23 protein-coding genes are annotated in these 25,161 nt (G+C 64.8%); 10 read left to right on the forward strand and 13 right to left on the reverse strand.

The genetic code is table 11. The features are described from left to right. The 4 genes from GRI55_RS06785 to GRI55_RS06800 are packed head-to-tail and all read left to right on the forward strand — an operon-like array spanning position 1 to position 4,395. Complete coding sequence (locus GRI55_RS06785; protein WP_160766625.1) at positions 1-1,908, forward strand: TonB-dependent receptor plug domain-containing protein; 1,908 nt, start codon at positions 1-3, stop codon at positions 1,906-1,908. Further along, a complete protein-coding gene (locus GRI55_RS06790) occupies positions 1,905-2,720 on the forward strand; it encodes an ABC transporter substrate-binding protein (RefSeq protein ID WP_307019490.1) in 816 nt (271 codons plus the stop codon). The genes GRI55_RS06785 and GRI55_RS06790 overlap by 4 nt, the downstream gene beginning before the upstream one ends. Next, positions 2,717-3,670, forward strand: coding sequence for a FecCD family ABC transporter permease (locus GRI55_RS06795; RefSeq protein ID WP_160766626.1), 954 nt, complete (start codon positions 2,717-2,719; stop codon positions 3,668-3,670). Before GRI55_RS06790 ends, GRI55_RS06795 begins: the two co-directional genes overlap by 4 nt. After that, positions 3,667-4,395, forward strand: coding sequence for an ABC transporter ATP-binding protein (locus GRI55_RS06800; RefSeq protein ID WP_160766627.1), 729 nt, complete (start codon positions 3,667-3,669; stop codon positions 4,393-4,395). The genes GRI55_RS06795 and GRI55_RS06800 overlap by 4 nt, the downstream gene beginning before the upstream one ends. Here the strand turns inward: GRI55_RS06800 and GRI55_RS06805 are convergent, their stop codons facing one another. From GRI55_RS06805 to GRI55_RS06825, 5 genes are all read right to left on the reverse strand, one after another. Next, on the reverse strand, positions 4,396-6,639 hold the full coding sequence (locus GRI55_RS06805) for a M3 family metallopeptidase (RefSeq protein ID WP_160766628.1): 2,244 nt from the start codon (positions 6,637-6,639) through the stop codon (positions 4,396-4,398). It lies immediately after the preceding gene. Positions 6,640-6,787: 148 nt separating this feature from the next. Then, positions 6,788-7,402 (reverse strand): hypothetical protein, encoded by a 615-nt coding sequence (locus GRI55_RS06810; RefSeq protein WP_202392397.1) that lies wholly within the window; start codon positions 7,400-7,402, stop codon positions 6,788-6,790. Further along, a complete protein-coding gene (thpR, locus tag GRI55_RS06815; protein ID WP_160766629.1) occupies positions 7,399-7,941 on the reverse strand; it encodes an RNA 2',3'-cyclic phosphodiesterase in 543 nt (180 codons plus the stop codon). The genes GRI55_RS06810 and thpR overlap by 4 nt, the downstream gene beginning before the upstream one ends. A 77-nt stretch (positions 7,942-8,018) precedes the next feature. Further along, positions 8,019-8,939 carry a lysozyme gene (locus GRI55_RS06820; protein ID WP_237452443.1) on the reverse strand — a complete coding sequence of 307 codons (921 nt, stop codon included), beginning with the start codon at positions 8,937-8,939 and terminating at the stop codon, positions 8,019-8,021. A 172-nt stretch (positions 8,940-9,111) separates the two neighbouring features. Beyond that, on the reverse strand, positions 9,112-10,290 hold the full coding sequence (locus GRI55_RS06825) for a GGDEF domain-containing protein (RefSeq protein ID WP_160766630.1): 1,179 nt from the start codon (positions 10,288-10,290) through the stop codon (positions 9,112-9,114). Between the two features lie 295 nt (positions 10,291-10,585). On the opposite strand from GRI55_RS06825, the gene uvrA reads away from it, so the two are divergent. The 4 genes from uvrA to GRI55_RS06845 all read left to right on the forward strand — a co-directional run bounded on the left by uvrA (position 10,586) and on the right by GRI55_RS06845 (position 17,144). After that, entirely contained in the window at positions 10,586-13,525 is a 2,940-nt protein-coding gene (uvrA, locus tag GRI55_RS06830) for an excinuclease ABC subunit UvrA (protein ID WP_160766631.1), read from the forward strand. A 240-nt stretch (positions 13,526-13,765) separates the two neighbouring features. After that, complete coding sequence (locus GRI55_RS06835) at positions 13,766-14,899, forward strand: hypothetical protein (protein WP_160766632.1); 1,134 nt, start codon at positions 13,766-13,768, stop codon at positions 14,897-14,899. Then, complete coding sequence (locus tag GRI55_RS06840) at positions 14,900-16,027, forward strand: hypothetical protein (RefSeq protein WP_160766633.1); 1,128 nt, start codon at positions 14,900-14,902, stop codon at positions 16,025-16,027. Between the two features lie 118 nt (positions 16,028-16,145). Continuing rightward, positions 16,146-17,144, forward strand: coding sequence for a hypothetical protein (locus GRI55_RS06845; protein WP_160766634.1), 999 nt, complete (start codon positions 16,146-16,148; stop codon positions 17,142-17,144). Positions 17,145-17,425: 281 nt separating this feature from the next. Here GRI55_RS06845 and GRI55_RS06850 read toward each other — a convergent pair whose 3' ends face one another. Continuing rightward, a complete protein-coding gene (locus GRI55_RS06850; protein ID WP_063505782.1) occupies positions 17,426-18,127 on the reverse strand; it encodes a helix-turn-helix transcriptional regulator in 702 nt (233 codons plus the stop codon). Between the two features lie 308 nt (positions 18,128-18,435). On the opposite strand from GRI55_RS06850, the gene GRI55_RS06855 reads away from it, so the two are divergent. After that, positions 18,436-19,077, forward strand: a complete 642-nt coding sequence (locus GRI55_RS06855; protein ID WP_160766635.1) for a response regulator transcription factor — start codon at positions 18,436-18,438, stop codon at positions 19,075-19,077. Between the two features lie 30 nt (positions 19,078-19,107). On the opposite strand, the gene GRI55_RS06860 is transcribed toward GRI55_RS06855, so the two are convergent. The 3 genes from GRI55_RS06860 to GRI55_RS06870 form a co-directional block, all read right to left on the reverse strand. Continuing rightward, the gene (locus tag GRI55_RS06860; RefSeq protein ID WP_160766636.1) at positions 19,108-19,623 is read right to left on the reverse strand and encodes a septal ring lytic transglycosylase RlpA family protein; all 516 of its coding nucleotides are present in this window, start codon (positions 19,621-19,623) and stop codon (positions 19,108-19,110) included. An 812-nt stretch (positions 19,624-20,435) separates the two neighbouring features. Continuing rightward, complete coding sequence (locus GRI55_RS06865; protein WP_160766637.1) at positions 20,436-21,650, reverse strand: argininosuccinate synthase; 1,215 nt, start codon at positions 21,648-21,650, stop codon at positions 20,436-20,438. 192 nt (positions 21,651-21,842) lie between these two features. After that, entirely contained in the window at positions 21,843-22,106 is a 264-nt protein-coding gene (locus GRI55_RS06870; protein WP_160766638.1) for a DksA/TraR family C4-type zinc finger protein, read from the reverse strand. Between the two features lie 124 nt (positions 22,107-22,230). Here GRI55_RS06870 and GRI55_RS06875 point away from each other — a divergent pair, with 124 nt between their 5' ends. Further along, a complete protein-coding gene (locus GRI55_RS06875; RefSeq protein ID WP_202392398.1) occupies positions 22,231-22,413 on the forward strand; it encodes a hypothetical protein in 183 nt (60 codons plus the stop codon). On the opposite strand, the gene GRI55_RS06880 is transcribed toward GRI55_RS06875, so the two are convergent. The 4 genes from GRI55_RS06880 to GRI55_RS06895 form a co-directional block, all read right to left on the reverse strand. Next, positions 22,414-23,154 (reverse strand): molybdopterin-dependent oxidoreductase, encoded by a 741-nt coding sequence (locus GRI55_RS06880; RefSeq protein WP_160766639.1) that lies wholly within the window; start codon positions 23,152-23,154, stop codon positions 22,414-22,416. Beyond that, complete coding sequence (locus GRI55_RS06885; RefSeq protein ID WP_063510596.1) at positions 23,151-23,816, reverse strand: cytochrome b/b6 domain-containing protein; 666 nt, start codon at positions 23,814-23,816, stop codon at positions 23,151-23,153. The genes GRI55_RS06880 and GRI55_RS06885 overlap by 4 nt, the downstream gene beginning before the upstream one ends. Continuing rightward, positions 23,813-24,583 carry an SDR family oxidoreductase gene (locus GRI55_RS06890; protein ID WP_160766640.1) on the reverse strand — a complete coding sequence of 257 codons (771 nt, stop codon included), beginning with the start codon at positions 24,581-24,583 and terminating at the stop codon, positions 23,813-23,815. The genes GRI55_RS06885 and GRI55_RS06890 overlap by 4 nt, the downstream gene beginning before the upstream one ends. Positions 24,584-24,712: 129 nt before the next feature. Then, positions 24,713-25,096: a glycine zipper 2TM domain-containing protein gene (locus GRI55_RS06895; RefSeq protein ID WP_160766641.1), complete on the reverse strand. Its 384-nt coding sequence runs from the start codon at positions 25,094-25,096 to the stop codon at positions 24,713-24,715. Positions 25,097-25,161 lie beyond the last annotated feature (65 nt).

The following is a 25,161-nucleotide window of genomic DNA, read 5'->3' on the forward strand; positions in this document are numbered from 1 at the left end:
GTGTACAAATACCTGTTTTTCCTGACGGCTTCGGCCGTGCCCGCTGCTGCATTGGCGCAAAGCCCGAGCGACCAGGCGCTCGCTGAAATCATCGACCGGCAGGATGCGGAAGGGGCCACGCCGGCCGCAGTCTATGCTCCGGCAGCGGCGCCGCGCGATGCGGCGGTGATCACGGTTACCGCCAACGGGCTCGGCACCGATCTGCGCAACACCGGCCAGTCGGTCACCGTCATCGAACGCGACGAGATCGAGCAGCTGCAGGGGGCCGACCCGGCGCGGGTATTGAACCGTGTCCCGGGCCTGTCGCTATCGCGCAGCGGCGGGATCGGCCGGGTGACCAGCGTCAATCTGCGCGGGGCCAGTTCGGACCAGGTACTGGTCCTGATCGACGGCGTGCGCGTGGCCGACCAGGCCAGCCCCTCGGGCGGGTTCGATTTCGGCAATCTGCTGCTCGGCACTGCGGGCAAGATCGATGTGCTGCGCGGTTCGAACAGCACGATCTGGGGTTCCGAAGCGGTCGGCGGCGTCATTGACATTTCCACGCGGACCGATCGCGGGCTCAGCGGCAGCATCGAATACGGCGCGCGCGATACGCTGTTCGCCAGCGCGGCGGCAGGCGCGGGCAATGATCGCGTGTTCTTCGGCCTGACCGGTTCATGGTACGAAACCGACGGGTTTTCGGCAGCCGCCTCTGGCACCGAGGCCGACGGTTCGCAGCAATTCGCGCTGGGCACGACCGCCTTCGTCAATCTGACGCCAAGCCTCGAGCTGTTCGCGCATGGCAATTTCGCCGAGGGCGAGGTCGATATCGACGGCTTCCCTGCACCCGCTTTCGTGCTTGCGGATACCGAGGATACGCAGAAAACCACCCGCTACTGGGGCGATGTCGGGCTGGCCTATTACGGCAACGACCTCACGCTGCGCGCCGCCTACAGCCGTTCGGACACCGAACGCGCCAATCGCAATGGCGCAGGCACCGAAACCTTCGCCAGCGATGGCAGCTCCGAACGCGTTTCGCTGCGCGGCGAATACCGCCTGCTGGGCGGACTGGCGCTGGCCTTCGGCGGCGACCACGAATGGACCGCGTTCGAAACCAGCTTCGATGCTTCGGCCGACACCGAGATCAGCGGCGCCTATGCGCAGCTTGGCTGGGTGATGGGGCGGCTGGCCGCGCATGCCGGGGCACGCGTGGACGACCACGAGCAGTTCGGCACGCATGTCAGCTTCGGCGGCGATGTCAGCTACGGCTTCGGCAGCGACTGGCGGCTGCGCGCCAGCGTGGGCGAAGGCTTCAAGGCGCCGACGCTGTACCAGCTGCTGTCCTTCTACGGGAACACCGAGCTCGAACCCGAGGAAAGCACCAGCTACGATCTCGGGATCGAGAAGGGCCAGCGCGGTTCGGGCCTGCATCTGGCGCTCACCGGGTTCCGCCGCGACAGCGACAATCTGATCGGTTTCGGCTTTACCGCCGAGCGTCCGTCGGGTGTCTATCTCAACACGGCGCGCGCGCGGGCGCAGGGAGTCGAGGCCGAAGCCGGCATCGACCTGCTGCGCGGGTTGCGGCTGGCGGGGATCTATTCCTATGTCGACGCCGAGGACCGCACCACCGGGCTCGACCTTGCGCGCAGGCCCGAGCATTTCGGGACGATCTACGCCGACTGGCACAGCGCTTTCGGCCTCGGGCTGGGCGCGGATCTGCGCATCGTCGGTCCGAGCTGGGATAATGGCGCCAACACCAACCGGCTGGAAGGATACGAACTGTTCGACCTGCGCGCTTCCTTCGGGATCGGCGACAATCTCGAACTGTTCGGCCGGGTAGAGAACGTCTTCGATACCGATTACCAGACTGTGGCCGGTTACGGCACTGCCGGACGCAGCGTGTTCGGCGGGATCAGGGCGAAGATGTGAAACCGCTGATCGTCGCATCGGTCCTGCTGCTCGCCGCTTGCGCGGGGGGCGGGGCCGGTGCGCCGCCTCCCGAACGCGGGCCGACGATTGTCAGCCTCAATCCCTGCACCGACGCGATCCTTGCCGAGGTTGCGGCTCCCGGACAATTGCTGGCGATTTCGCACTACAGCAAGGACCCGCGCGCCAGCTCGATGGAAGCGGCAGTCGCGGCGCGGTTCGAGGCGACTGGCGGGACGGTCGAGGAAGTGCTCGCGCTCGATCCCGACGTGGTGGTCGCGGGCAGTTTCCTCGCCCCGGCGACCCGCGCGGCGCTGGCCGAACTGGGGATGGAGGTCGTCACCTTCGATATCGCTGCCGATGTCGCTGCCAGCAAAGAGCAGATCCGCGATCTCGCCGCGCTGGCGGGCGATACCCCCGCGGGCGCGCGCCTGATCGCCCGCATCGACGCCGCACTTGCTGCCGCCGCGCCTGCGGATGGCGAGAGTGTCGCCACGCTGCTGTGGCAGCCGGGCGGGATCGTCGCCGGAGAACAGACACTGGTCAGCGACCTTCTGGTCCGCACCGGCTTCGCCAATGCCGCCCCTGCGCGCGGGCTGTCGCAGGCAGATTATATCGCGCTCGAGGACGTCGTCGCCGCACCGCCCGAGGTCCTGTTGATCGCGGGCGGCGAACTGGGGCAGTCGCATCCGGTTCTCGGCCGCCTGGGCGATATGCACCGGGCGCGGTTCGATACCAGCCTGCTCTATTGCGGCGGGCCCACGATCATCCGGGCGGCCGAGCGGTTGGCCGCGATCCGGGCGGCCGCATCGTGAACCGCGCGATCCCGATCTTCGCCGGACTGTTGGCCATCGCAGTGCCCCTGTCGCTGCTGGCGGGGCGGGTCTGGCTCGACCCCGCGAGCACGCCCAATGCCGCACTCATCCTCGCCGAATTGCGCCTGCCCCGCGCGGTGCTGGCCATCGTCGTCGGCGCCGGGCTGGGCGCGAGCGGCGCCGCCATGCAGGGGTATCTGCGCAATCCGCTGGCCGATCCGGGCCTGTTCGGTATCGCGCCGGGCGCGGCACTGGGCGCGGTCGCCGCGCTGTGGTTCGGCTATGCCGCTGCGCCCTATCTGCTCCCCGCCTTCGCGCTGGTCGGCGCGGGCGGCGCCATGGCGCTGCTGGCCGCGATTGCCGGCCGGACCGGAGGGATCGCGCTGTTCACGCTCGCCGGGCTGATGGTCGCCAGCCTTGCCGGGGCGCTGACCGCACTGGCGATCAGCATGGCGCCCAATGCCTTTGCGATGAGCGAGATCGTCATGTGGCTCAACGGCGCGCTGACCGATCGCAGCTGGCGCGACGTCTGGGTGGCCGCGCCGCTGGTGGCGCTGGGTATCGTGGTGCTTGCGCGCGCGGGCACCGCGCTCGATGCGCTGACGCTGGGCGAACCGGTCGCCCGTTCGCTTGGTGTCGATACCAACCGCCTGCTTTGGCTGCTGATCGCGGGGGTCGGGCTGACGGTTGGGGCCAGCGTCGCGGTGGCGGGCATCATCGGCTTCGTCGGGCTGATCGTGCCGCATCTCGTCCGCCCGCTGACCGATCGGCGGCCCTCGCAGCTGATCCTGCCCAGCGCGCTGGCGGGCGCGCTGCTGGTGCTGGTAGCGGACAGCGCCGTGCGCGTTCTGCCGCTGGTCACCGAATTGCGGCTGGGCATCGCGCTCAGCCTGCTTGGCGCGCCGTTCTTCCTGTGGCTGCTGCTGCGCATGCGCCGGGGGCTGGCATGAGGCTGGCGGCGGCACAGCTGTCGATCGCCGAGCGGTTGGACCGGGTCTCGCTGATCCTCGAACCCGGCACGATCACCGCGATCTGCGGGCCCAATGGCGCGGGCAAGTCGAGCCTGCTCGAAGCGCTTGCCGGGCTGCTTCCGGCCGGCGACGGGGCGGTGTTTCTCGACCGGCAGCAGATCGCCGCGCTGCCCCTGCGCGAGCGGGCACGGCGTATCGGCTATCTGCCGCAAGCGCATGAAATCGCATGGGATGTGCCCGTGCGCAGCCTGGTCGAACTCGGCCGGCTGCCGCATGGCGACCGGCTGGCGGCACCGGTCGATGCCGCACTCGACGCGCTCGACATCCGGGACCTCGAAAACCGCCGCGCACAGTCGCTGTCGGGCGGCGAGACCGCGCGGGTCCTGCTGGCGCGGGTGCTGGCGAGCGAACCGCAGTGGATCCTCGCCGACGAACCGCTCGCCGCGCTCGATATCGCGCACCAGCTTTCGCTGCTGAAGCATTTGCGGCGGGCGGCGCAGGGCGGGGCGGGCGTGGTGCTCGTGCTCCACGATCTCGCGCATGCGATGAACCATGCCGACCGCGTGGTGGTGCTCGACCGCGGCGTGGTGGCCGCCGACGGCGCATGCGAAGACGCGCTCGACCAGCAGGTGATCGAGCGCGTCTGGAAAGTGCCCGTCCGGTGGATCGGCGAACCGCGCCACCGGGCCTTGGTCAGCCGGTGATCAGTTGACCGTGCGCGGCGGCAGCTTGCCGTCGGAAGCCTCGCTGTCCGCCGCTTCGTCGCCCGCGATCAGGCCGCGCGCTTCGAGCATCGGGGTCACGTCGGGCTCGCGTCCGGCGAAGTTCCGGAACATCTCGAAATAGTCCATCGTCCCGCCCGTGCTCAGCACGGTCTTGCGATAATGGTCGCCATTGGCGCGCGTGAGCCCGCCATTGTCCATGAACCACTTGCGGCTGTCGCGGTCGAGCATCTCGGTCCACAGATAGCTGTAATAGCCCGCGCTGTAGCCGCTGGGCGAGCTGAAGATGTGGTTGAAATAGGTCGTCCGGTACCGCGGCGGCACCAGGTCGATTTCCAGCCCCAGTTCCTCGAGCGACTTGCGTTCGAAGGCGGTGACCTTCTCGGGCGTGTCGATCGCGGCGGCTTCCGCCTGCGACAGCGCGGCCCACTTCATGTCGAGCAGGGCGGCTTCGACGACTTCGCCGAAATCATAGCCCTGGTTGAACTTCGAGGCCGCCTCGAGCTTCTCGATCATTTCAGCCGGGATGGTTTCCCCCGTCCGGTAATGCTTGGCGTAGTTCGACAGCACTTCGGGATAGGTGGCCCACATCTCGTTGACCTGGCTCGGATACTCGACGAAGTCGCGCGCCACCGCGGTGCCCGACAGGCTTTCGTAGCGCTGGTCGGCGAAGAAGCCGTGCAGCGCATGGCCGAATTCGTGGAACAGCGTGTTGACGTTGTCGAAGCTGACCAGCTGCACTTCGCCCTCGGGTGCCTTGGGGATGTTGAGCACATTGTAGATCACCGGCTTGGTGCCCCACAGATCGCTCTGGTCGACGAAGTTGCTCATCCACGCCCCGCCGCGCTTGGACTCGCGCTGGAACGGGTCGAAGTAGAACAGCCCCAGTTCGCTGCCGTCACGGTCGAACACCGTGTAGGTCGTCACATCGGGGTGATAGACGGGCAGGTCGCTGCGCTTCTGGAAAGTCAGACCGTAGAGCTTTTCGGCGGCATAGAACACGCCGTCCTCAAGCACGGTATCGAGCTGGAAATATTCCGCCATCGCATCTTCGTCGAGGTCGTAGCGTTCGGCCTTGACCTTGTTGGCATAGCGGTACCAGTCCCACGGCTGGACTTCGAAATCACCCCCTTCGGCAGCGATCGCTTCGTTGAGCATGGCGGCTTCGCGGCGCTGCGTATTGGCCAGCGCGGGGACCATGCGTTCCATGAAGCCGAGCGCGGTGGCGGGTTTTTCGGCCATGCGATCCCACATCGCGTAGCTGGCCCAGTCCGCTTCACCGAACAGCGCGGCTTTCTCGGCGCGCAATTCGGCGATCCTGGCAACCAGCGGGCGGGTGTCGATCGCGGTCGTGCCATTGGCGCGGTTGTAGCTTGCCTTGAAGAGCTTCTCGCGCGCGGCGCGATTTGTCATCGTCGGCAGCAGCGGCTGCTGCGTCGTGTTCTGCAGCGCGATCGCATATTTGCCCGCATAGCCCTTTTCGGCAGCAAGGTCGGCAGCCGCCTTGATGTCCGAATCGGTCAGCCCGGCGAGTTCGGCGCGGGTGTCGAAGATCACCGGCTGGTCGGCCATTGCAGCACGTGCTTGCTGGCCGAATTCGGTCGTGATCTCGGACAGTTCGGAATTGATCTGCTTGACCCGCTCGCGCTCGGCCTCGGTCAGCAGCGCGCCGGCGTGGACCATGCCCTGGTAGGTCTCTTCGAGCAGCCTGGCGTCTTCGCGCGTCATCGCCATGGCGGCGCGGTTGTCGTACACCGCCTTCACCCGCGCGAAAAGTTCGGGGTTGAGCGTGATGGAATCGCCATGCGCGGTCAGCTTGGGACTGATTTCGGTGTTGATCTCATCGAGCCGATCGGTGGTGTTCGACCCCGTCACGGCAAAGAACACGCGCGCCACCCGGCCGAGCATGCGGCCCGACTTTTCCAGCGCGACGATGGTGTTGCTCATCGTCGGCGGTGCGGGATTGTCGATGATCGCCTGGATCTCGGCCTTCTGGATCGCCATGCCCTGTTCGAAGGCGGGCAGGTAATCGTCTTCCGAGATCTTCGAGAAATCGGGCGTCTGGAAGGGAAGCGTGCTGTCCGCGGCAAAATAGCCGGTTGCCTCGGGCAGGTCGGCGGCCGCCATGTCCGGCTGGCCGATGGTATCGAGGTCTTCGCCGTAAGCGGCGGAGCACCCTGCCAGCAGTGCGGCGGATGCGACGGTGGCCAGTATCTGGGCCTTCATAGTGTTCCCCTCAGGATTGGCGCGCCGGCGGGTAAGCCTGGCGCTGGAATACGAAGATGACTTGCGCGGATGGACGCCCCGGCACGCGCGCGCAAGCGCGGACACGTCACCGGTCGGCGCGTTTCCTACATTGGTCGAACGGCACGTGCTAACGCTGGTTCCGACCGGCTGGCGCAGCCGCTGCGTCACGCGCCTCGCCCAGCGCGCGGCGATTGACGGTCATCAGCCGCGGACGGCCGCCTTCGCGGTCGACCACCAGCCATACTGCACCCAGTTCGAAAAACCCGCCCTGGTCTTTCGCCACGCTCATTTGCGACAGGTCCAGCCGTTCCAGCAGCGCAAGCATGTCGGCATCGAAAATTTCGTCGAACACTGCTTCGATCCCGGCGCGATCGGCGATCTCGCGGCGGTCTCCATCGCCGTCGATATACAGCAGCGGCAGGCCGACCTCGCGCAGCAGCTTTGCCTTGTCGCCGCTGCGCGCTGCGGCGCGCAATGCAGCGATCGCGGCCTCGAACTGGCTCGCGCTGGTGCCGGTTGCGCAGGAAATCGCGCCGCCGTCGACGATATCGTGCGCGCGGTCGAATTCGGTGCGGCGTTCCTCCTGCGCGGACCACACCAGCAGCAGGCAATCGTCGGGCTGTGCGCTGCCTTCGGCAAGCAGGTGGGCGCGCACTTCGCTCTCGCGCTCGTCCTCGGGCATGCACCCGGCGAGCGCGCAACCAAGGGTCAGCGACAGGGGAAAGGCGGTTGTCGGTTTCATTCCAGTTCCAGCGCATATCGCATTACGGGCTCGTAGACAGAGCCTTCGGGACGCAGGAAGCTTTCGTACAACAGATAGGCATCGACCTCCCACGGACCAAGACGCAAGCCCGCGGTCCGGGCCAGGAATGGCTCGAGCGAGCCGCTGGCTCGGTTGGTGCGCGCAAGGGTGACATGCGGATGGTACTTGCGGTGATCGGGTTCAACGCCGGCGGCAATGCAGATCTGTTCGATCCGGCGCCGCAGGCGCTGCAAGGCGACGTTGGGTTCCACGCCCGCCCACAGCGTATGCGTGCGGCCACTGCGGACGAAGATACCGGTGCCCGAAAGCGCCATCCGGAAGCGGGGGAGGGCGGCAGCGCGCAGGCGCTCGGCCAGCTCGTCCGCCAGATGGGCGTCGACCTCACCGATGTAACGCAGCGTAACATGCAGTTGGTCGTCATCCTGCCACCGCAACGCATCGACGCCCTCCATCAGGTCGATCAGCGCGTCGCGGATCGCTGCGGGCGGGCGGATGCCGACGAAAAGGCGGTGGTACATGGTTCGGGTCTACAGGACGGTTGGGGACAGTCCGCCGCCTTTGGCGGAGAATCCCGTGGATGATGAGCTGAAAGCGATCAGGTGGAGGCGAGCCCGGGCATCTCGCGCGGGTCTTCATAGGCCGCTTCCATGAAGATTTTCGCGCGACGTTCGCTGCGATATTGCAAGCCCTTGGCGAATTGGCCGCCGGCATGCGTATAGTCCAGCTCGGCCGCGATCGCGTCGTAATCGCCGGCATCGATCGCGGCGTTCAGCCGCGGGCTCTCGCTCGGCGACACATTGCCGATACCGACATTGTAAACCAGGTCGAGAAGCGCATCGAATTCGTGCTGGTGCAGCGGCAGGTCGCCGACCAGCTGGCGCACGCCATCCTCGGCTTCGGCGAGATCGGCATCGAGAAAGGCCAGCACCCGTTCCTCGCTGACCCGGTCACCGACGCGCAGCCTGTCTTCCGGTTCGACCAGATGGCCGACGCCCACCGTGGGGTAGCCCGCGACATCGCGGTAGACGGTGTAGCGCACGCCTTCTTCTTCGATCAGCGCCTGTTTGAACGTGTCGCTCGCTGTCAGCAGCGGTGCCGGCTTGCGCACGCCTTCGGCATATTGCGCGGTCATGTCTGCCGTATTGGACGGGGCGACGGGCGCAGGGCGGGGCGGGCCGGTAAAGGCTGCAAGGCCGAGCGCCCCCGCACCCAGCATCAGTGTTGCCCGCTTGCGGGTCGATAGCTGCGGCCTGACATCGAAGGCCTGTGCGGCGGCCCGGCGCGCACGGCGCAATTCACGGCGGTGCTGGCGTTCGCGGCGCAGCCGCTTGAGCAGGCTTCGCGGGCCTTCGCCGCGGCTGCCGCGCAATGTCGTATGCGACCAGTCGACCGCGTCGAGCGGCCGGTCCAGTTCGTCGAGAATCGCCTGCAGTGCGTCGGCGTTCCGGTTGTTTCGCGCTGTGTTCTGCCCGTTGGGGCCTGATGATTGCTTCCTGTGCGCGGTGTCCATTTCCATTGGCAGGGCACCTTTCGTTGATATTCGAATGAAGACACCTGCAAGTCTGGTCCGGGGTACGCGATTTCGTGAACCCGGCGCGGTGTCGGTCTTTCCCAATCAACGGGTGGGGCGGCTCGATGGTCCTCGGCTCGTCCCGGCGGGGCAACGCCCGGTCGGTGGGGGGTGCCCGTCAGGCGGCGCGGCGCACGCGGTTGCGGCCGGTGTTCTTCGCTTCGTAGCACGCTGCATCGGCACGCAGCAGCGCATCGTCCAGGCCCTCGCCGAAGCGCCAGCCGGTCAGGCCGATCGAGGCCGAAATACGGATATCGGGGTGCTCGCTGAACCCGCGGGCGATCTGCGCGATCGCGCTGCGGAGGCGTTCGGCAGCGTCGGCCGCCGCGCCATCGTCCAGCCCGCGCGTGATCACGAGGAATTCCTCGCCGCCCAGCCGGAACGCCTGGTGCCCGGCGGCTGCGGGCAGGGTGCCGCCCCATTCGCGAATGGCATCGGCCGTCGCGATCAGCACGTGGTCGCCCACGCCGTGACCGTAAGTGTCGTTGATCGCTTTGAACCGGTCGAGATCGATGGTCATCAGGTGGCGCGGCTGGGTGCTGCGTTCGATCCGCGTTTCCTCGAACAGCTTGCGGCGGTTGAACAGACCCGTAAGCGGATCGCGCCAGCTGAGGAATTCCGCATGCGCCAGCGCATCGGCCAGGTCTTCCGACAACTGGCGGTTCTCGACCAGCACTTTCGCCGCGCTCTGGATGTGCTCGCCGGTGGAAGCGCTGTAGATGCGTATCCCGATGACGATCAGCGCAAGCATGACCACCAGCGCAGGATGCTGCACGCCGGGATGCAGGATAATCATCCCCAGCACGGTGAGCCAGAAGCTCGCCAACATGGCGTCGCGTGCCACTGGCAGGGCGGCAAGGGTGACGGCGATGAGCGTCACGACGATTACCACTACGCCGCGCACCAGATTGACGGCCACGACCGAACTGTCGGGCGGCGGCGGCCACAGCATCAGCGCCAGCGTGATGCCGGTCAGACACATGGCGAACAGGACGACCCGTCTGGCCGATTGCGCTGGCTTGCGTGCTCGCATCACGCGTTCGAGCTCGCCGACAGCCTTGTGCGTATAGACGAAGGACGCCGCACGCAGCAGCAGGAGGACTGTCATGGCAGCCGCGTTGGGCAGCATGGCGACACCGGCGGCGAGCATGGCCAGCCCGATCATGCTCGCCAGAACTGAGCGACGCTCGCGCTCGAGCATGGCAATGACCGCCTCGCGCTCGATCTCGAAAGGATCGACCGCCAGCCGCGTGAGCCCCTGGCTCGCAGTGTCGTCAAAACGGCTATCGGTGAACAATGGTGCGACCCTTCGTGTCCCGCGCATCGCGGGCGCTGCGGCATAGCGCCGATTGGTTAACGAACTCCAACGCGAAAATCACCATGTAGTAGCCTGCCACGACCGTGCCCCTACCGGTAGCTCGATTGTGACAATGGTTTGCCAATCGATCGGTGCCCGCTGCCCGCTGCAATCGATCGGCAGCGTTGTAAATCGCGCCGGCGAACCCACATTCGCGGCACCACTGCGGCCGCCCTTGCGTTCGGCCCGTACCCGCCCTTGACCCTAGCGAACAATTCGGGAACACGTTTCCTTCATGGCACTCACCAAAATTTCCGTCCGCGGCGCGCGTGAACACAATCTCAAGGGCGTCGACATCGATCTGCCGCGCGACAGCCTGATCGTGATCACCGGCCTCAGCGGTTCGGGCAAGTCGAGCCTCGCCTTCGACACGATCTATGCCGAAGGGCAGCGGCGCTATGTCGAGAGCCTCAGCGCCTATGCGCGCCAGTTCCTCGAGATGATGCAGAAGCCCGATGTCGAGCATATCGACGGGCTCTCACCCGCGATCTCGATCGAGCAGAAGACCACCAGCCGCAACCCGCGCTCGACCGTCGCGACAGTGACCGAGATCTACGACTACATGCGCCTGCTGTGGGCGCGCGTGGGCGTACCCTATTCGCCCGCCACGGGACTGCCGATCGAGGCGCAGACCGTCTCCAACATGGTCGACCGGGTAATGGAACTGCCCGAGGGCACACGCATCTACCTGCTCGCCCCCGTGGTGCGCGGGCGCAAGGGCGAATACCGCAAGGAACTGGCCGAATGGCAGAAGGCGGGCTTCACCCGCGTGCGCATCGACGGCGAGCTTCATGCGATCGAGGACGCGCCCGCGCTCGACAAGAAGTTCAAGCACGACATCGAGGTGGTGGTCGACCGGCTCGCGGTGAAGGAGGGCATCGAGACCCGCCTTGCCGACAGTTTCGAGACCGCGCTCAAGCTGGCCGAAGGGCTCGCCTATGTCGATCTCGCCGATGGCGCGGTGCCGGGGCGCGAGGACGAGGAAGCCGCGGCCGGCGGCGCAATGAAGGGCGCGGGGCTGCCCGCCAACCGCATCGTCTTTTCCGAGAAATTCTCCTGCCCGGTCAGCGGCTTCACGATCGAGGAAGTCGAACCGCGCCTGTTCTCCTTCAACGCGCCGCAGGGTGCCTGCCCGACTTGCGACGGCATCGGCGAAAAGCAGCTGTTCGACCCGCAGCTGGTCGTCCCCAACGAAGCGCTCAGCCTCAAGAAGGGCGCGGTAGTGCCTTGGGCGAAGAGCAACCCGCCGTCGCCCTATTACATGCAGGTGCTCGCCTCCCTCGCGAAGGAATACGAGTTCGACCTGACCACCCCGTGGCAGGAGTTCGACGCCGAGATCCGCGACATCATCCTCCACGGCACAAAAGGCCGCGCGATCCCGCTGACCTTCAAGGACGGGCGCAAGAGCTACACCGTCAAGAAGCCGTTCGAGGGCGTGATCGGCAATCTCAACCGCCGAATGCTCCAGACCGAGAGCGCGTGGATGCGCGAGGAGCTGGCCAAGTTCCAGACCGCTCAGCCCTGCGAGACCTGCAATGGCAAGCGGCTCAACCCCAAGGCGCTCAGCGTCAAGATCCCCGGCCCCGCGGGCCCGACCGACATCGCCACCCCCACGCAGATGAGCGTTGCCGATGCCAAGGCGTGGTTCCTCGGGCTCGACGGGCACCTGACCGACCAGCAGGCGCAGATCGCCAAGGCCATCCTCAAGGAAATCAACGAGCGGTTGGGCTTCCTCGACAATGTCGGGCTCGACTATCTCAACCTCGACCGCACTTCAGGTACGCTGAGCGGGGGCGAGAGCCAGCGCATCCGCCTCGCGAGCCAAATCGGCAGCGGGCTGTCGGGCGTGCTCTACGTTCTCGACGAACCCAGCATCGGCCTCCACCAGCGCGACAACGACCGGCTGCTCGAAACGCTGAAGCGCCTGCGCGACCTCGGCAATACGGTGATCGTGGTCGAGCATGACGAAGACGCGATCCGCGCCGCCGATTACGTGGTCGATCTCGGCCCCGGGGCGGGGGTTCACGGCGGCGAGGTGGTTGCCGAAGGCACGCTCAAGCAGGTGCTCAAGAACAAGAAATCGCTCACCGCCGCCTATCTCACCGGCCGCCGCGAGATCGCGGTCCCCGCCAAACGGCGCAAGGGCAACGGGCACAAGCTCACCGTCCACGGCGCGCGCGCCAATAACCTCGCCAACGTCACCGCCAGCCTGCCGCTGGGCACCTTCACCTGCGTCACCGGCGTTTCGGGCTCGGGCAAGTCCAGCTTCACCATCGACACGCTCTACGCCTCCGCCGCACGCGAGCTCAACGGCGCGCGCATCGTCGCGGGCGCGCACGACAAGGTCACCGGGCTCGAATATTGCGACAAGGTGATCGAGATCGACCAGTCGCCCATCGGCCGCACCCCGCGCTCCAACCCCGCCACCTACACCGGCGCCTTCACCCAGATCCGCGACTGGTTCGCGGGCCTCCCCGAAAGCCAGGCACGCGGCTACAAGCCCGGGCGCTTCAGCTTCAACGTCAAGGGTGGCCGCTGCGAGGCGTGCCAGGGCGACGGTCTCATCAAGATCGAGATGCACTTCCTGCCCGACGTCTACGTCACCTGCGAACAATGCGGCGGCAAGCGCTACAACCGCGAAACGCTCGAGGTGAAGTTCAAGGGCCACTCGATCGCCGACGTGCTCGACATGACGATCGAGGATGCGGAGGAATTCTTCAAGGCGGTCCCGCCGATCCGCGACAAGATGCACATGCTCAACGAGGTGGGCCTCGGCTACGTCAAGGTCGGCCAGCAGGCGACGACGCTGTCGGGCGGCGAGGCGCAGCGCGTCAAGCTCGCGAAGGAACTCGCCAAGCGCAGCACCGGGCAGACGCTCTACATCCTCGACGAGCCCACCACGGGCCTGCATTTCGAGGACGTGCGCAAACTGCTCGAAGTGCTCCACCGGCTGGTCGAGCAGGGCAATTCGGTGGTGGTGATCGAACACAATCTCGATGTGATCAAGACCGCCGACCATGTGCTCGATCTTGGGCCGGGCGGCGGTGTGCGTGGCGGCCAGGTTGTCGCGGAGGGCGTTCCGGAACACGTCGCGACCGTCGAGGGTAGCTACACGGGCCACTACCTCAAGCCGCTTCTGGATCGCGCAACCCGGAACGAGCCTGCCCCGGCGTAGGCCGGGGCCGGAGGAGGTGGCTGCGGTAGAGAGGAGCTACACGGGGCAGTATCTCAGGCCGATGCTGGCCAAGAGTGCGGAGCGGCAGCAGGAGGCTGCGGAGTGATGACTTGCTATCGCGGTCGCGACGGGCGAAAGACTTGCTAACAGTGCTGTGCGCCCGCATAGGTGCCTTAAAGATCACCATCTGAGACCTGTATGGAATTTCTTCGAGACGAACGTGTAGATTGCCTTTCTGTCATGACGACGATGAAAGTCGGTGATTTCCTATCGATCGTAGCTCCAGCATACGAAGATAAGGGAGGCCTCGAAGGACAACGTCCTGCTTTGAAGACAAAGACAGCTCTGACTATACGAGACAGGCTGGTCGGGGATTTAAAACAGGGGGCGATAGTGCCGCCCGTTGTCATCGGCGTCCTTTGTCTGGATCATGAGAAGCTTAAGAAGATAGAAAATGCGGAAACGCTGGACGGACTGATCGATCAGATTTCCGAGCTTCCGCATGAGAGTGTCTCCATCATTGACGGGATGCAGCGCACAACGGCGTTCCTAGAGGCCGGGGTTGAGGACGGAGATTTCTTCTCACGATCAAAGCAGCGTTTTGAATTCTGGATATCTGGAAATCTAAGCAGTCTCGTGTATAGGATGCTTGTTCTTAATACTGGACAAGTACCATGGGAGATTGCCCGCCAGCTCGAAACAATTTACGCGCAGTTCCTTCAAAAGATAAAAAGTGAAATCGGGAACGATATAGCGATCTTTAAGCGCGATGATGAGCGTCGGCGGCGCGAGTCTGCCCAATATCAGGCTAGCGTGATTATTCGCCTTTTTCTTTCTTTCGCATCTCGTAGGATGGAATTCGATCTCAAGGACCGCATTGCTGAAGATTTTGCCCGCATCGACACTATTGAAGCAAGCTCGCACGACGATTTTCTTCCAGCCTTTATCGAGACACTTGAACTTCTAGCAGCCTTTGATCGTGAGTTTAGTCGGGCTGCGCCTTCGGGTCTCGATAAAACTGCACGCATTCAAGAAGGTAAGGCATTCTTTAATTCGTATCCGGCGCTCGTCGGGTTCGTGAATGCAATTGCGGTAGCGATCATGGACGAGCCAGGTTTCGGAGTGGAATGGGGCGACGTTCGCACAAAGCTATCAGATGTCAAGAAATCGCTGAACTTATTGCTCGTGAAACTGGAAAGAATGAATCCTGAAGACCTAGTGCAATTTCTAGAATTGCCTCTCCTCAATGAGAGGTTGATGGTCAAATCTGGGCAAGTTGGCCGTTTCGAGCGAGACTTCTTTTTCAAGGCGTTTCAAAAAGCAATCCGAAATGCTCACCGGCTCGAAAGTATGCAACCTTGCTGGTTAGCATAAATGGCGAAACTTAGCTTCCGGGATTGTATCCCGTGGGTGTTCGCACCCCTAATTGATGCGTCGCGTCGAACTGATCTGGTGGACACCCTGCGGCTTGTTCCACCGCCGAAGGAAGTTCGAAATGAACAATTTGCACGTTTCGGATCTCTGAAGCGACCAGATAGCACGGCGATCCCGCTTCCGAATGGAGGGTTTTTTCTCCGCTTTCAGCAGGCAAATCAGACATCTTTTGCTTTCAGCTCCTATATCGATGATATTGATCGAGACCCTGATCTAGATTTCTGGCTCGCTGAAAACGAGGCTGTGATTGAGAACTTAGATCAGGCCCTATTTCTATACTTAGCGAAATTTGCTCATCCGCATTTCTCAATTCGCCCAAGATTTAAAAGCCGCGCTGAGGCGCGAAACATCGTCGAAATTGCTGAAGCGAATTCGTATGAGGGGCACAATGCTGACGATCTAATAGAAGTATATAGGCCGACATTTGTAGTTACCTTGCCGAAAGATTCGCTACTTGAGGATGTTGACGACTACACCCTTTGCTCCGAGTTGTCTTCGATGATATCGGATCTGCGATCTCCGATTATTGACCAAACTTTTGCGGGAAAGGTTCATCTTCTACTTGGTAACCACTTGGTAAGTTCTGAAAGTATCTATCTTGTCCTCACATCAACGCGATGGCGGTATGCTTTTATGGAACTTTTTCGCATTTTAGAGACAACGCTACATGTTCCGTGGCTTCTCGATCTAACAAAGGATTTGAGTATCGGGGGTAGCTTGGTAGATCTCTACCGTAATTTGCGGGAAAAGCTTTCTTGGAAAGAGGCTAAAGGAAACTCAGTTGAGAGGGTCTTTCGCGATTTGAACGGTGACGAGGATTTGCTCCGATTCGAGAAGACAGTCTCTGTATTTGCGGGAATTGATTTGGATGCGGAAGAATTTTGCCGATCTTCGATAGGACGTAAAATTTGGAAGACTAGAAATCAGTTGGTACACCCGGAGGATTTTACTGATGGGAGCAAACTAGAAGTAAGTGAAGATCAGTTCCGCGCGCTAAGTAATTACCTCATTGAAGTAATCGCGAAAATTTTCGCCAAGATCCCGGATGGAGCGCTCCGCGCTAGCTAGAACGCGATCGTGACGTGCAAGCCAGCAAGTAGGAAGGTGAGCGCAACGCGCCTGCTGTCCTACACGCCCCGCACTGTATAGATGACTCGGCTCCCTTCCTCACAAGCAAGGCGAACCAATGCATTCCTCCCCCGATACCCCCACAACCCACCCCATCATCCTTCACACCGACCTCCACGCCGAGGACGAGCGCGCGCCGCAGAGGCAGTTCGTGGTCGAGCGGCAGGTCGCCTTTCTCGAGGCGCTGGCGACCACCGGCAGCGTGCGCGCGGCGGCGCGGCGGGCGCGGGTGTCGCACCAGACCTGCTACCGCGCGCGCCGCGCCAGCGCCGCCTTCGGGCGCGCCTGGGATGCGGCGCTGGTGGTCGCGCGCGGCGCGGCCGAGGCCAAGCTCGCCGATTACGCCATGAACGGGGTCGAGGAGGAGGTGTGGTATCACGGCGACCTCGTCGGTTCGCGCAAGCGCGTCTCCGACCGGCTGCTGCTCGCGCATCTCGGGCGGCTCGACCGGATGCGCGGCGATGAACGGATCGAGGCACTCGCGGAGGATTTCGACGGCATGATCCTGCGGCTGCGCCGCGGCGAGCCGATCGAGCCCGAAGTGGCCGAACCCGGCCCCGCCGAGCCCGCGCAGGAGGGGCGCGGCACTTCTTCGCCTGGACCGTGTAACAGGCGGTCCATGTCTCGGGTAAAGTCTCCGGCGGACCCGCAGGACGATGAGGGGGCGGGGGCAGCCTCCGACCCGGGCGAGCCGTCTTGCGACTGCGCCGGTGCGCGTTACGGGACCGATCGCGGGCAGAAGCATTACCGGCGCGGGGCGCAGGGGCCCGAGCCGGTGATCAACGTCGCGGGCGAGGGGCCGTGCTGCGACGCGCCCGACTGGCCGCAGTGCCGCGACTGCCCGCACTATCCCCCCGTCGGCCGGATCCTGCGCGAAATGGAGGAAGACCGCCCCGCCGGCGCCCCCGCTCCGCACGAACAGGGCAACGCCGCCGCGGTCGAGGGCGTGCAGATCGAGGCCTTCTGCGCGGGGCTCGCGCAGTGGTGGCTGCTGACCAGCGAGGAAGAGCTGCAGCGCGCGCTGGCGGAGGGGATGGGGGAGGATGAGGAGGGGTAGGGGGTGAGCGTGGGGTGAGAGAGGGAGTCTTTGTGTTACGCACCCGCATCCGCGGGCGCATCCTCGGGGCTGTTCCTCCGTCGCTGCGCTCCTACGGGCCCCTGCGGGCGGCCGGTCGGCCTTGCCGGGCCTCCGCCGGCCCGGTTCTCGTACGCACCGGACAGGTTGCGCTGGTCCCGAGCCGCAGGCGAGGCAAGGGCGACTGCCCGCCCGCAGCGGGTGCAGCTTGCTGCACGTCTAGCGAGGACGAAGCCGCGGATGCGGCTTCGAAAAGCAGAGACTCAAACATTGATCAAACCGAACTTGAGCCCCTTGACCGCGGCCGAGGCGCGGTCGGTCACGTCGAGCTTGGCGAAGATGCGCTTGATGTGCGTGGCGATGGTGGGGCGCTTGTTGCCGAGGATCATCGCGATCTCCTCATTGCTCTTGCCGCGCGCGATCCAGTGCAGGATGGTGATCTCGCGCGGGGCGAGGTGCGGGCGCTCGACCTCTTCGGACGCCAGCTGGTCGATCCGCAAATGGGTCGCCTGCGCGACGCTGTGGAGGATCGGCACATCGGCATGCGCGATGCGGTCCTCGTGGTCGATCATGGTGATGGAGAACACCGCGATGTGCTGGCGCGGGCCGAAGGTCGGCAGCAGGAAGCCGTCGGTCAGCCCGTGCTCGCGCGCCGCGTCGATGAACAGCTGCTGGTTGCCGGTCAGCCGCCCTTCGGCGACGTCGACCAGCCGCAGCGGCCGGCCCGCGCGCGCGGCGAGGCCGGGCAGCGGGTCGTACTCGGCGAGGCGCTCGCGGTAGCTGGCGACGAAGCCCTCGGGGAAGCCGAAGGAGGTCACCTCGCTGCGCCCCGGATCGGTGCGCGAGGGGCGCGCGTAGCTCAGCGCGGCGAAGCCCTGCGTGCGGAAGAAGGCGCGCGCGACCGCGAAGACCGCGCCCTCATCCTCGGCTGCGGCGATCTGGCGGATGGCCTGGCTGTCGTCCATGGCGTGCGTCGAACCTCCCCCGAAGGCATGCGGTCTGCGGCATGCCTTCACTGGATGTCATCCACTCGCATGACATGCAAGCGTGTCGGCATGTTGGCGGGCAAAGGGCCGTACATGAATACCGCATCGGGCCCGTTGGCGCTGCGCAGCACGTATCTCTACGTAGTGTCTATGGATGTAGTGCACATGGGTGACATGCATTCAGACGACTAGGGAAAATACCGCGTTAATCATAGGCAATGGGCAGGGCCGGGGGGACCATCGCTCGACCGACCCGGGGGGAATTGACGGAACGGGATCGTCACGCGATGCAAAACTCTACCTTTGTTGTCATCGACAGCAACTATCGGACACGTCACGAGCTGGTGCGGGCACTCGGCACGATGGCCTATGTGGTGCCTGCGGATTCGCTCGAGGAACTCGGCGGGCGCTGGCCCGAACAGGGCTGGCTGCTCGTCCACGACACCGGCACGCAGGTGGCCGACACCCAGCGCGCGCTGCGCGAGGCGGGGCAGTACCTGCCGGTGGTTCCCTATTCGCAAGGCGCCAGCATCGCGCATGTGATGGACGCGCTCTCCGCCGGTGCGGCAGGCTATCTCGAATGGCCCTCGGCGCATGACGCGCTGCAGCGCAGCCTGGAAACAATCATGGCGCGCAAGTGGCAGGGCTCGGCGACATCGCTGGCACAGGCCCGCGCCAAGCAGCGCATCGACCTGCTTTCGCCGCGCGAGAAGGAAGTGCTGACCAGCGTATGCGAAGGCTATTCGAGCAAGGAAGTCGCGCGGACGCTCGGAATCAGCCCGCGCACGGTCGAGCTGCACCGCGCGAATGTGCTGACCAAGCTCGGCGTGCGCAATGTCGCGGCTGCGGTGAAGCTGTCGGTCGAGGCGCAGTTCGAGAGCGCCGCCACCGAGACGCCACAGTCCGAGCCATCCGAAATGGCTGCCTGACGACGGGGTACCTGCGGCCCGCCGGCCGTCCTATGGTTCGAGTATGGCGAGGTGGACGGTGCCATGCCCGCGGCGGATCAGGCCCAGCTGCGATGCCGCCTCACGGCTGACGTCGATCACGCGGTTGCCATGAAACGGCCCGCGGTCGTTGATCCGGACGGTAACGCTTTTCCCGCTGCTGGGGTTGGTCACCTCGACCAGCGTGCCGAACGGCAGCGTGCGATGCGCCGCGGTCAGCGCATGCATGTCGAAGCGCTCGCCGCTGGCCGTGCGGCGGCCATGGAAACGGCGGCCGTAGTAGGATGCCACACCCACACCCAGAGGGCGCGCAGCGGGCGCGACCTCGACCGGCGGTTCGATCGTCGAAAGATCGACGACCCGGCCTGCCGGTTCGGGTGGGGGCGGTAGCGCCTCGAAACGCGCAAAGCTGGTCTCGAAGGCCGGCTGCCCGCCCACCGCATGTGTGCGTTCCTGCGGCTGCGCGGCAGTGGCCGGCATGGCAAGTGCGGCAAGTATCACCATGCTGCGTAGCGCGCGATTGACCATGATCGGACCTCCCGTTCGGTTCACGGGGATATAGGCGATAGAAACGGGCGAGTCCCACCGGCGGGGGCCGGTTGCCCCATTGGCGCCACAGTTCGTCGTGTCTCGCGATGCTCGGTGGAAACTTCGGGGGTCGCCCATCGGCGGTGCCCCGCAAATGCAAATGGGGCCGGCATCGCTGCCGACCCCACTCTCACCGATGCGTGGACTTGCCTTGCGACAAGCACTTGGCATCCAGTGCCTGTCCTTCCATCCTGTCCTGAGACAGGGGCGGAAGGATCCGTCACCGGCGCTCGCACCGGCATCCGACCTCGCCCTCCAGCAGGCCCATCGGGGTGCGTCAGGCCGAAGCCCTCGCTTCCCTTGCCGAGCCGGCCTTCGCCGGGCGGTGCCGCGATCCGGCTTTCCGTTACTGGCCGAAGCCTCGAGCAGAGGGGCGCGGATCGGGTATGAAACCGTCAGCTGCGCCGCCTCCTCGGCATTCGACCGGGTCAGCCCGATCCATGGACAATGAACTTTGCGCTTCCGTCATCGACCGTCTTGCTTCGGGCTTGCACCATCCGCAATACGGCCTCTGGAAACACATGGACAGCATTCCCCATGTCTTTCCGGTGTGGAATTCCAAAGCGATTTCAAGCCGTTAAGCCCTGATCGCGTTGGCTTTCCAAGCCGTTCCGATAGATGAAAGCTGCGCCCGGTCGAACGATTCGTCCAGCGCCGGACGGGCAAGTTTTCCACTTTTCCAGCTTTTCGCTGTGGAGGAGAGTGGACAACTCAACCGGCTGCCGCAAACCTGCTCCGAGGCAGGTCCGCAGTCAGCGATCGCGCTTGGCAAGCAGCCTAAGGCGCAGCGCGTTGAGCTTGATGAAGCCTTCCGCATCCTGCTGATCGTAGGCGCCGGCATCGTCCTCGAACGTCACATGCGCTTCGGAATAGAGCGTGTCGTCCGACTTGCGGCCGACCACCATGGCATTGCCCTTGTACAGCTTGAGCCGCACGGTGCCCGAAACCTTCTCCTGGCTGAGGTCGATCGCCGCCTGCAGCATTTCGCGCTCGGGGCTGAACCACAAGCCATTGTAGACCAGCTCGGCATAGCGCGGCATTAGTTCGTCCTTCAGGTGCGCGGCGCCGCGGTCGAGCGTGATCTGTTCGATCCCGCGATGTGCGCGGGCGTAGATCTCGCCGCCCGGCGTCTCGTACATACCGCGGCTTTTCATCCCGACGAAGCGGTTCTCGACAAGATCTAGCCGGCCGATGCCATGCTTGCGGCCAAGGTCGTTAAGCGCGGCGAGCAGCGTGGCGGGGCTCATGGTCTTGCCGTCGAGCGAGACGCCGTCGCCCTTCTCGAAACCGATCTCGATATATTCGGGGGTGTCGGGCGCGTTTTCCGGATGGTCGGTGCGCGAATAGACGTAATCTGGGGTCTCTTCCCACGGATCCTCGAGTACCTTGCCTTCGGACGAGGTGTGCAGCAGGTTCGCATCGGTCGAGAACGGGCTTTCGCCGCGCTTGTCCTTGGGCACAGCGATCTGGTGCTTTTCCGCCCATGCGATCAGCGCGGTGCGGCTGGTCAGGTCCCATTCGCGCCACGGGGCAATGACCGTGATGTCCGGGTCGAGCGCATAGGCCGAGAGTTCGAAGCGGACCTGGTCGTTGCCCTTGCCCGTGGCACCGTGCGCGATCGCATCGGCATCGGTTTCCCGCGCGATTTCGACCAGGCGCTTGGAAATCAGCGGCCGCGCGATGCTGGTGCCGAGCAGGTAGTCGCCTTCGTACCGGGCATTGGCACGCATCATCGGGAAAACGAAGTCGCGCACGAACTCCTCGCGCAGGTCCTCGATGTAGATGTGCTTGTCGGGAATGCCCATTGCACGGGCTTTCTCGCGCGCGGGTTCAATTTCCTCGCCCTGTCCCAGATCGGCGGTGAAGGTCACAACTTCGAGCCCGCGCTCGACCTCGAGCCACTTGGCGATGACCGAGGTATCGAGACCACCGGAATAGGCGAGGACGACGCGTTTGATATCGGACATTGGGGCACCTTCACTGTTCGAGGCGCGCCGCTAGCAGGGCGAGGGGGCTCTAGGCAATCGATTCACGCTTTGGCGGCAACAAGCGGACATGCGCCGATGTCTTGGCCGCGTTCTGAGGCCGAGGAGGGTGGATAGGGAGCGCCTGACCCCGCAGCGAGGGCGGGCCCCACCGAGTATCGCCTGGAAAAGCGTTCAGCGAAGCTGGCTGTCCTTGCTGCCGCGGCGGTTGATCCCCGTGCTGCGCGCGCTGGCATCGAGACCCGACTGGCAATCGACGCAGCGCTTCACGCCCGGGAGCGCCTGACGCCGCCGCTCGGGAATTTCCTCGCCGCATTCGATGCACCACTGTTCGCTTTCGCCCACGGGCATGCGCGACCGCGCGGCGCTGACCGCGTCGGAAATAGTGTCGTCGATCTGGTCCTGTACCGCGCCGTCGCGCGCCCAACCACCTGCCATGGCTTTTTCCTTTCCGGGCGAATGTGGGTGTCCAACCAGCTGGAATCAACCGGATGCGTGGCGTCAGCGGCTTTCCAGCATGCCGCCAAAGTGCCAGACTGCGCCTGCAGCAGACAGGAAGAACTTGGGCGGCTATTGCGACGAGGAAACGGGCGGTCGCCACGCCGCTTCGCTCGAGCGGCTGGGCAAGCATGCGCGCGGCAAGAGCTGCCTCTATGTGAACAAGCTGGCCGATATCGACCTCGCAGTGCTCGAAGAGATGATCCTGACGGATTGGGAAGCGATGAAGCGCCGCTATCCCGATTGATCAGATCCCCGCATACCACTGGTAGCCGGCGCGATCTTCCCAGTAGCCGCCCTTGCCGAGCCCGATATCGTCGAGGCTGGCGACGGCTTCGATCCCGGTCAGATACTTGGCGTGTTTGTAACCCAGCTGGCGCTCGATCCGCATGCGCAGCGGCGCCCCATTGCGGATGGGAAGCGGTTCCCCGTTCAGCCGGTGCGCCACGATGGTTTGCGGGTGGTAGGCATCGATCAGGTCGACGCTTTCGTAATAGTCCTGGCCGTTGAGATTGTCGGCGCAGCGGAAGACGATGAAGCGTGCTTCCTCGCGCAGACCGGCAGCGTCGAGCAGCAGCGACAATTGCGGTCCGGTCCATTCGCCGATCGCGCTCCACCCCTCGACACAGTCGTGCCGCGTGATCTGCGTGCGCTGCGGCAGCCGCCGGATATTCTCCATGCTCAGGCTGAGCGGTGTTTCGACCAGCCCGCCGACGGTCAGTCGCCAATTGGCAAAGCCTTCCTCCGCATGCGCCGGATAGCCGCCCGTTTGCGGATCGGTCGATCCATTGCCGCGGAAATAGGGCGAAATGGCGCTGCGCGGGTATTCGGGCGCCAGGGCGGTGCGGTCGGTCAGCAGCCGATGGGCGCTCTCGTGCCATTTCTCCGCTGCGCCCAGCAATGCCTGGCCCGGCTGGCTATCGGCCACCCGGTTGCATCCGGCGACGCAAGCCGCACCCAGGGTGGCGAGGAAATTGCGCCGCTTCATGCCTGGCTGCCCCCGGAGATCATCGCGCGCATCTGTCCGATGGGGCCGGACAGCAGGACCAGCAGGACATGGACGACGAAAAATCCCGCCAGTGCGAAAGCGAAGATAAAGTGCAGCGAACGCGCGGATTGCCGGCCGCCCATCGCTTCGACCAGCCAGCCGAAGGTGGGTTCCATCCCCGGGCTGATCGCGATGCCGGTCAGGACCATCATCGGCAGGAACACTCCCAGTACAAGGCCGTAAGCGAGCTTCTGGAGGAAATTGTATTTTCCCGCGCCGTGATCGAACTCGAGCCGCAGGTGCGCGCGGACATCGCGCCATATCGCAGCGGGACGCCATTCGCTGCGGCGAGTGGCGATGTCGCGAACGAAGTGCCGATTGGCAAGCATGGCGACCCACATGAACAACAAGCCCAGCGCATAGGGCCACGCCATCAATATGTGCCAGTCGCGCGCGACTGCGAGGCTGTAATAGCCCGGAATGGTCATCCAGTCGGGAAAGCGCGGCACTGCCAGCCACGCCTGTTCGGGGGCAAAGCCCCAGTCGCCCCAGTACAGCCGGCGATGCGCATTGGAGATCGTCAGCCCGGACATGAACAGCACGACCACACACAGCAGGTTGAGCCAGTGCCACAGACGGGTGCTGAGCGCGTGGCGCTTCACGCTGCCTGCCCCGCGCGCGCGAGGTAGATCACGTCGCGCGGCTGCGACAGCAGGTGCTGGCCGCTGTCGATATACAGCGTCTGCCCGCTGGCGAGGTGGCCAGCGGCAAGGAACAGCGCGGCATCGGCCACTTCGTCGGCGCCGGTCTTGCGGCCCAGCAGGTTCATCCGGTGCGAAATCTCGGTTTCCTCCTCGCTCTGGTCGTGGCTGGCAAGGATGGCGCCTGGCGCCAACGCATAGACCCGGTCGCGCGCGCCCGCCGCACCCATCGCGAGCATCGGCACGGTCGCTGCGACCGCATGTTTGCTCATGGTGTAGCTGAAGAAATCGGGATTGGGATTGGCCAGCTTCTGGTCGGTCAGCTGGATCACCCGCCGCCCGCCCGGGGCCTGCGCCCCGGCAAGATAGGCCTGAGCCATGCGTGTCGGGGTGCGCGCGTTGATCTGCATCGTGCGCGCATTGGTTTCCGGATCGAGCGCAGTCACCCGGTCCGGGTCGAATATCGCCGCGCAATTGACCAGTGCGCGCCAGTCACCCAGCCGCTGCGCCAGCGTTTCGACCATTGCCACCGCCGCATCGCCATCGGCAAGGTCGCACTGGAGGCATTCCGCCGATGGCAACGTTTCGGCAAGGCGTTCGGCGTCGCTGCGCGAGGAGCCGTAGTGGATCACGACATGCCAGCCCGCCGCACCAAAGCGGCGCGCGATGGCGGCACCGATCCGTCTTGCTCCACCGGTTACGAGCACTGCTGGCCTGGGATCAGTCATCGCCTACGACCATAGCGCCGCGCGCACCAAAGAAAAGGCGCGCCGCCACCTGAGGGGAGGGTGGCGACGCGCCTCGTGCACAGCCCCCGAGGGATCGGAAGGGGGCTGGGTCAGGGGTGGATCAGGCGGTTACCGGCACTGCAGGCTGCCGCGGTCGATCTCGCGACCGACGAGCCCGCCGACCGTGCCACCGAGTATTGCGCCGAGCGTGCGATCGCCGTTGCCGGCAAGCTCGTGTCCGGCGAGCGCGCCGACCCCGGCGCCGATCACCAGCCCGGTCGTGCCGTTGTCGCGCTTGCAATAATACCGGCCGTCACCGCCGCGCCACATGCGGTCGCTGCGGCTGATCCGGCGCGGTTCGTAATAGCGTCCGCGGTCGTCGTAGACGCGGTCCTTGGCGCGCTTGCCGTGGGCGGGGGCCCAGGAGGGCGGGTCCGCAGCGGCCGGGGCGGAAAGGCCGGCACCCGTAAAGGCAAGCGCTCCGGCGGCGAGAGTGAGGGTGAGTTTCTTCATTGTCGTATCCGTTCGGCGATTGTGTCGGTTCGGGAACGGCGAGACATGGCGCCGGGTCCACAACC

Source organism: Qipengyuania citrea, from assembly GCF_009828015.1.
Classification (GTDB): Bacteria; Pseudomonadota; Alphaproteobacteria; order Sphingomonadales; family Sphingomonadaceae; genus Qipengyuania; species Qipengyuania citrea.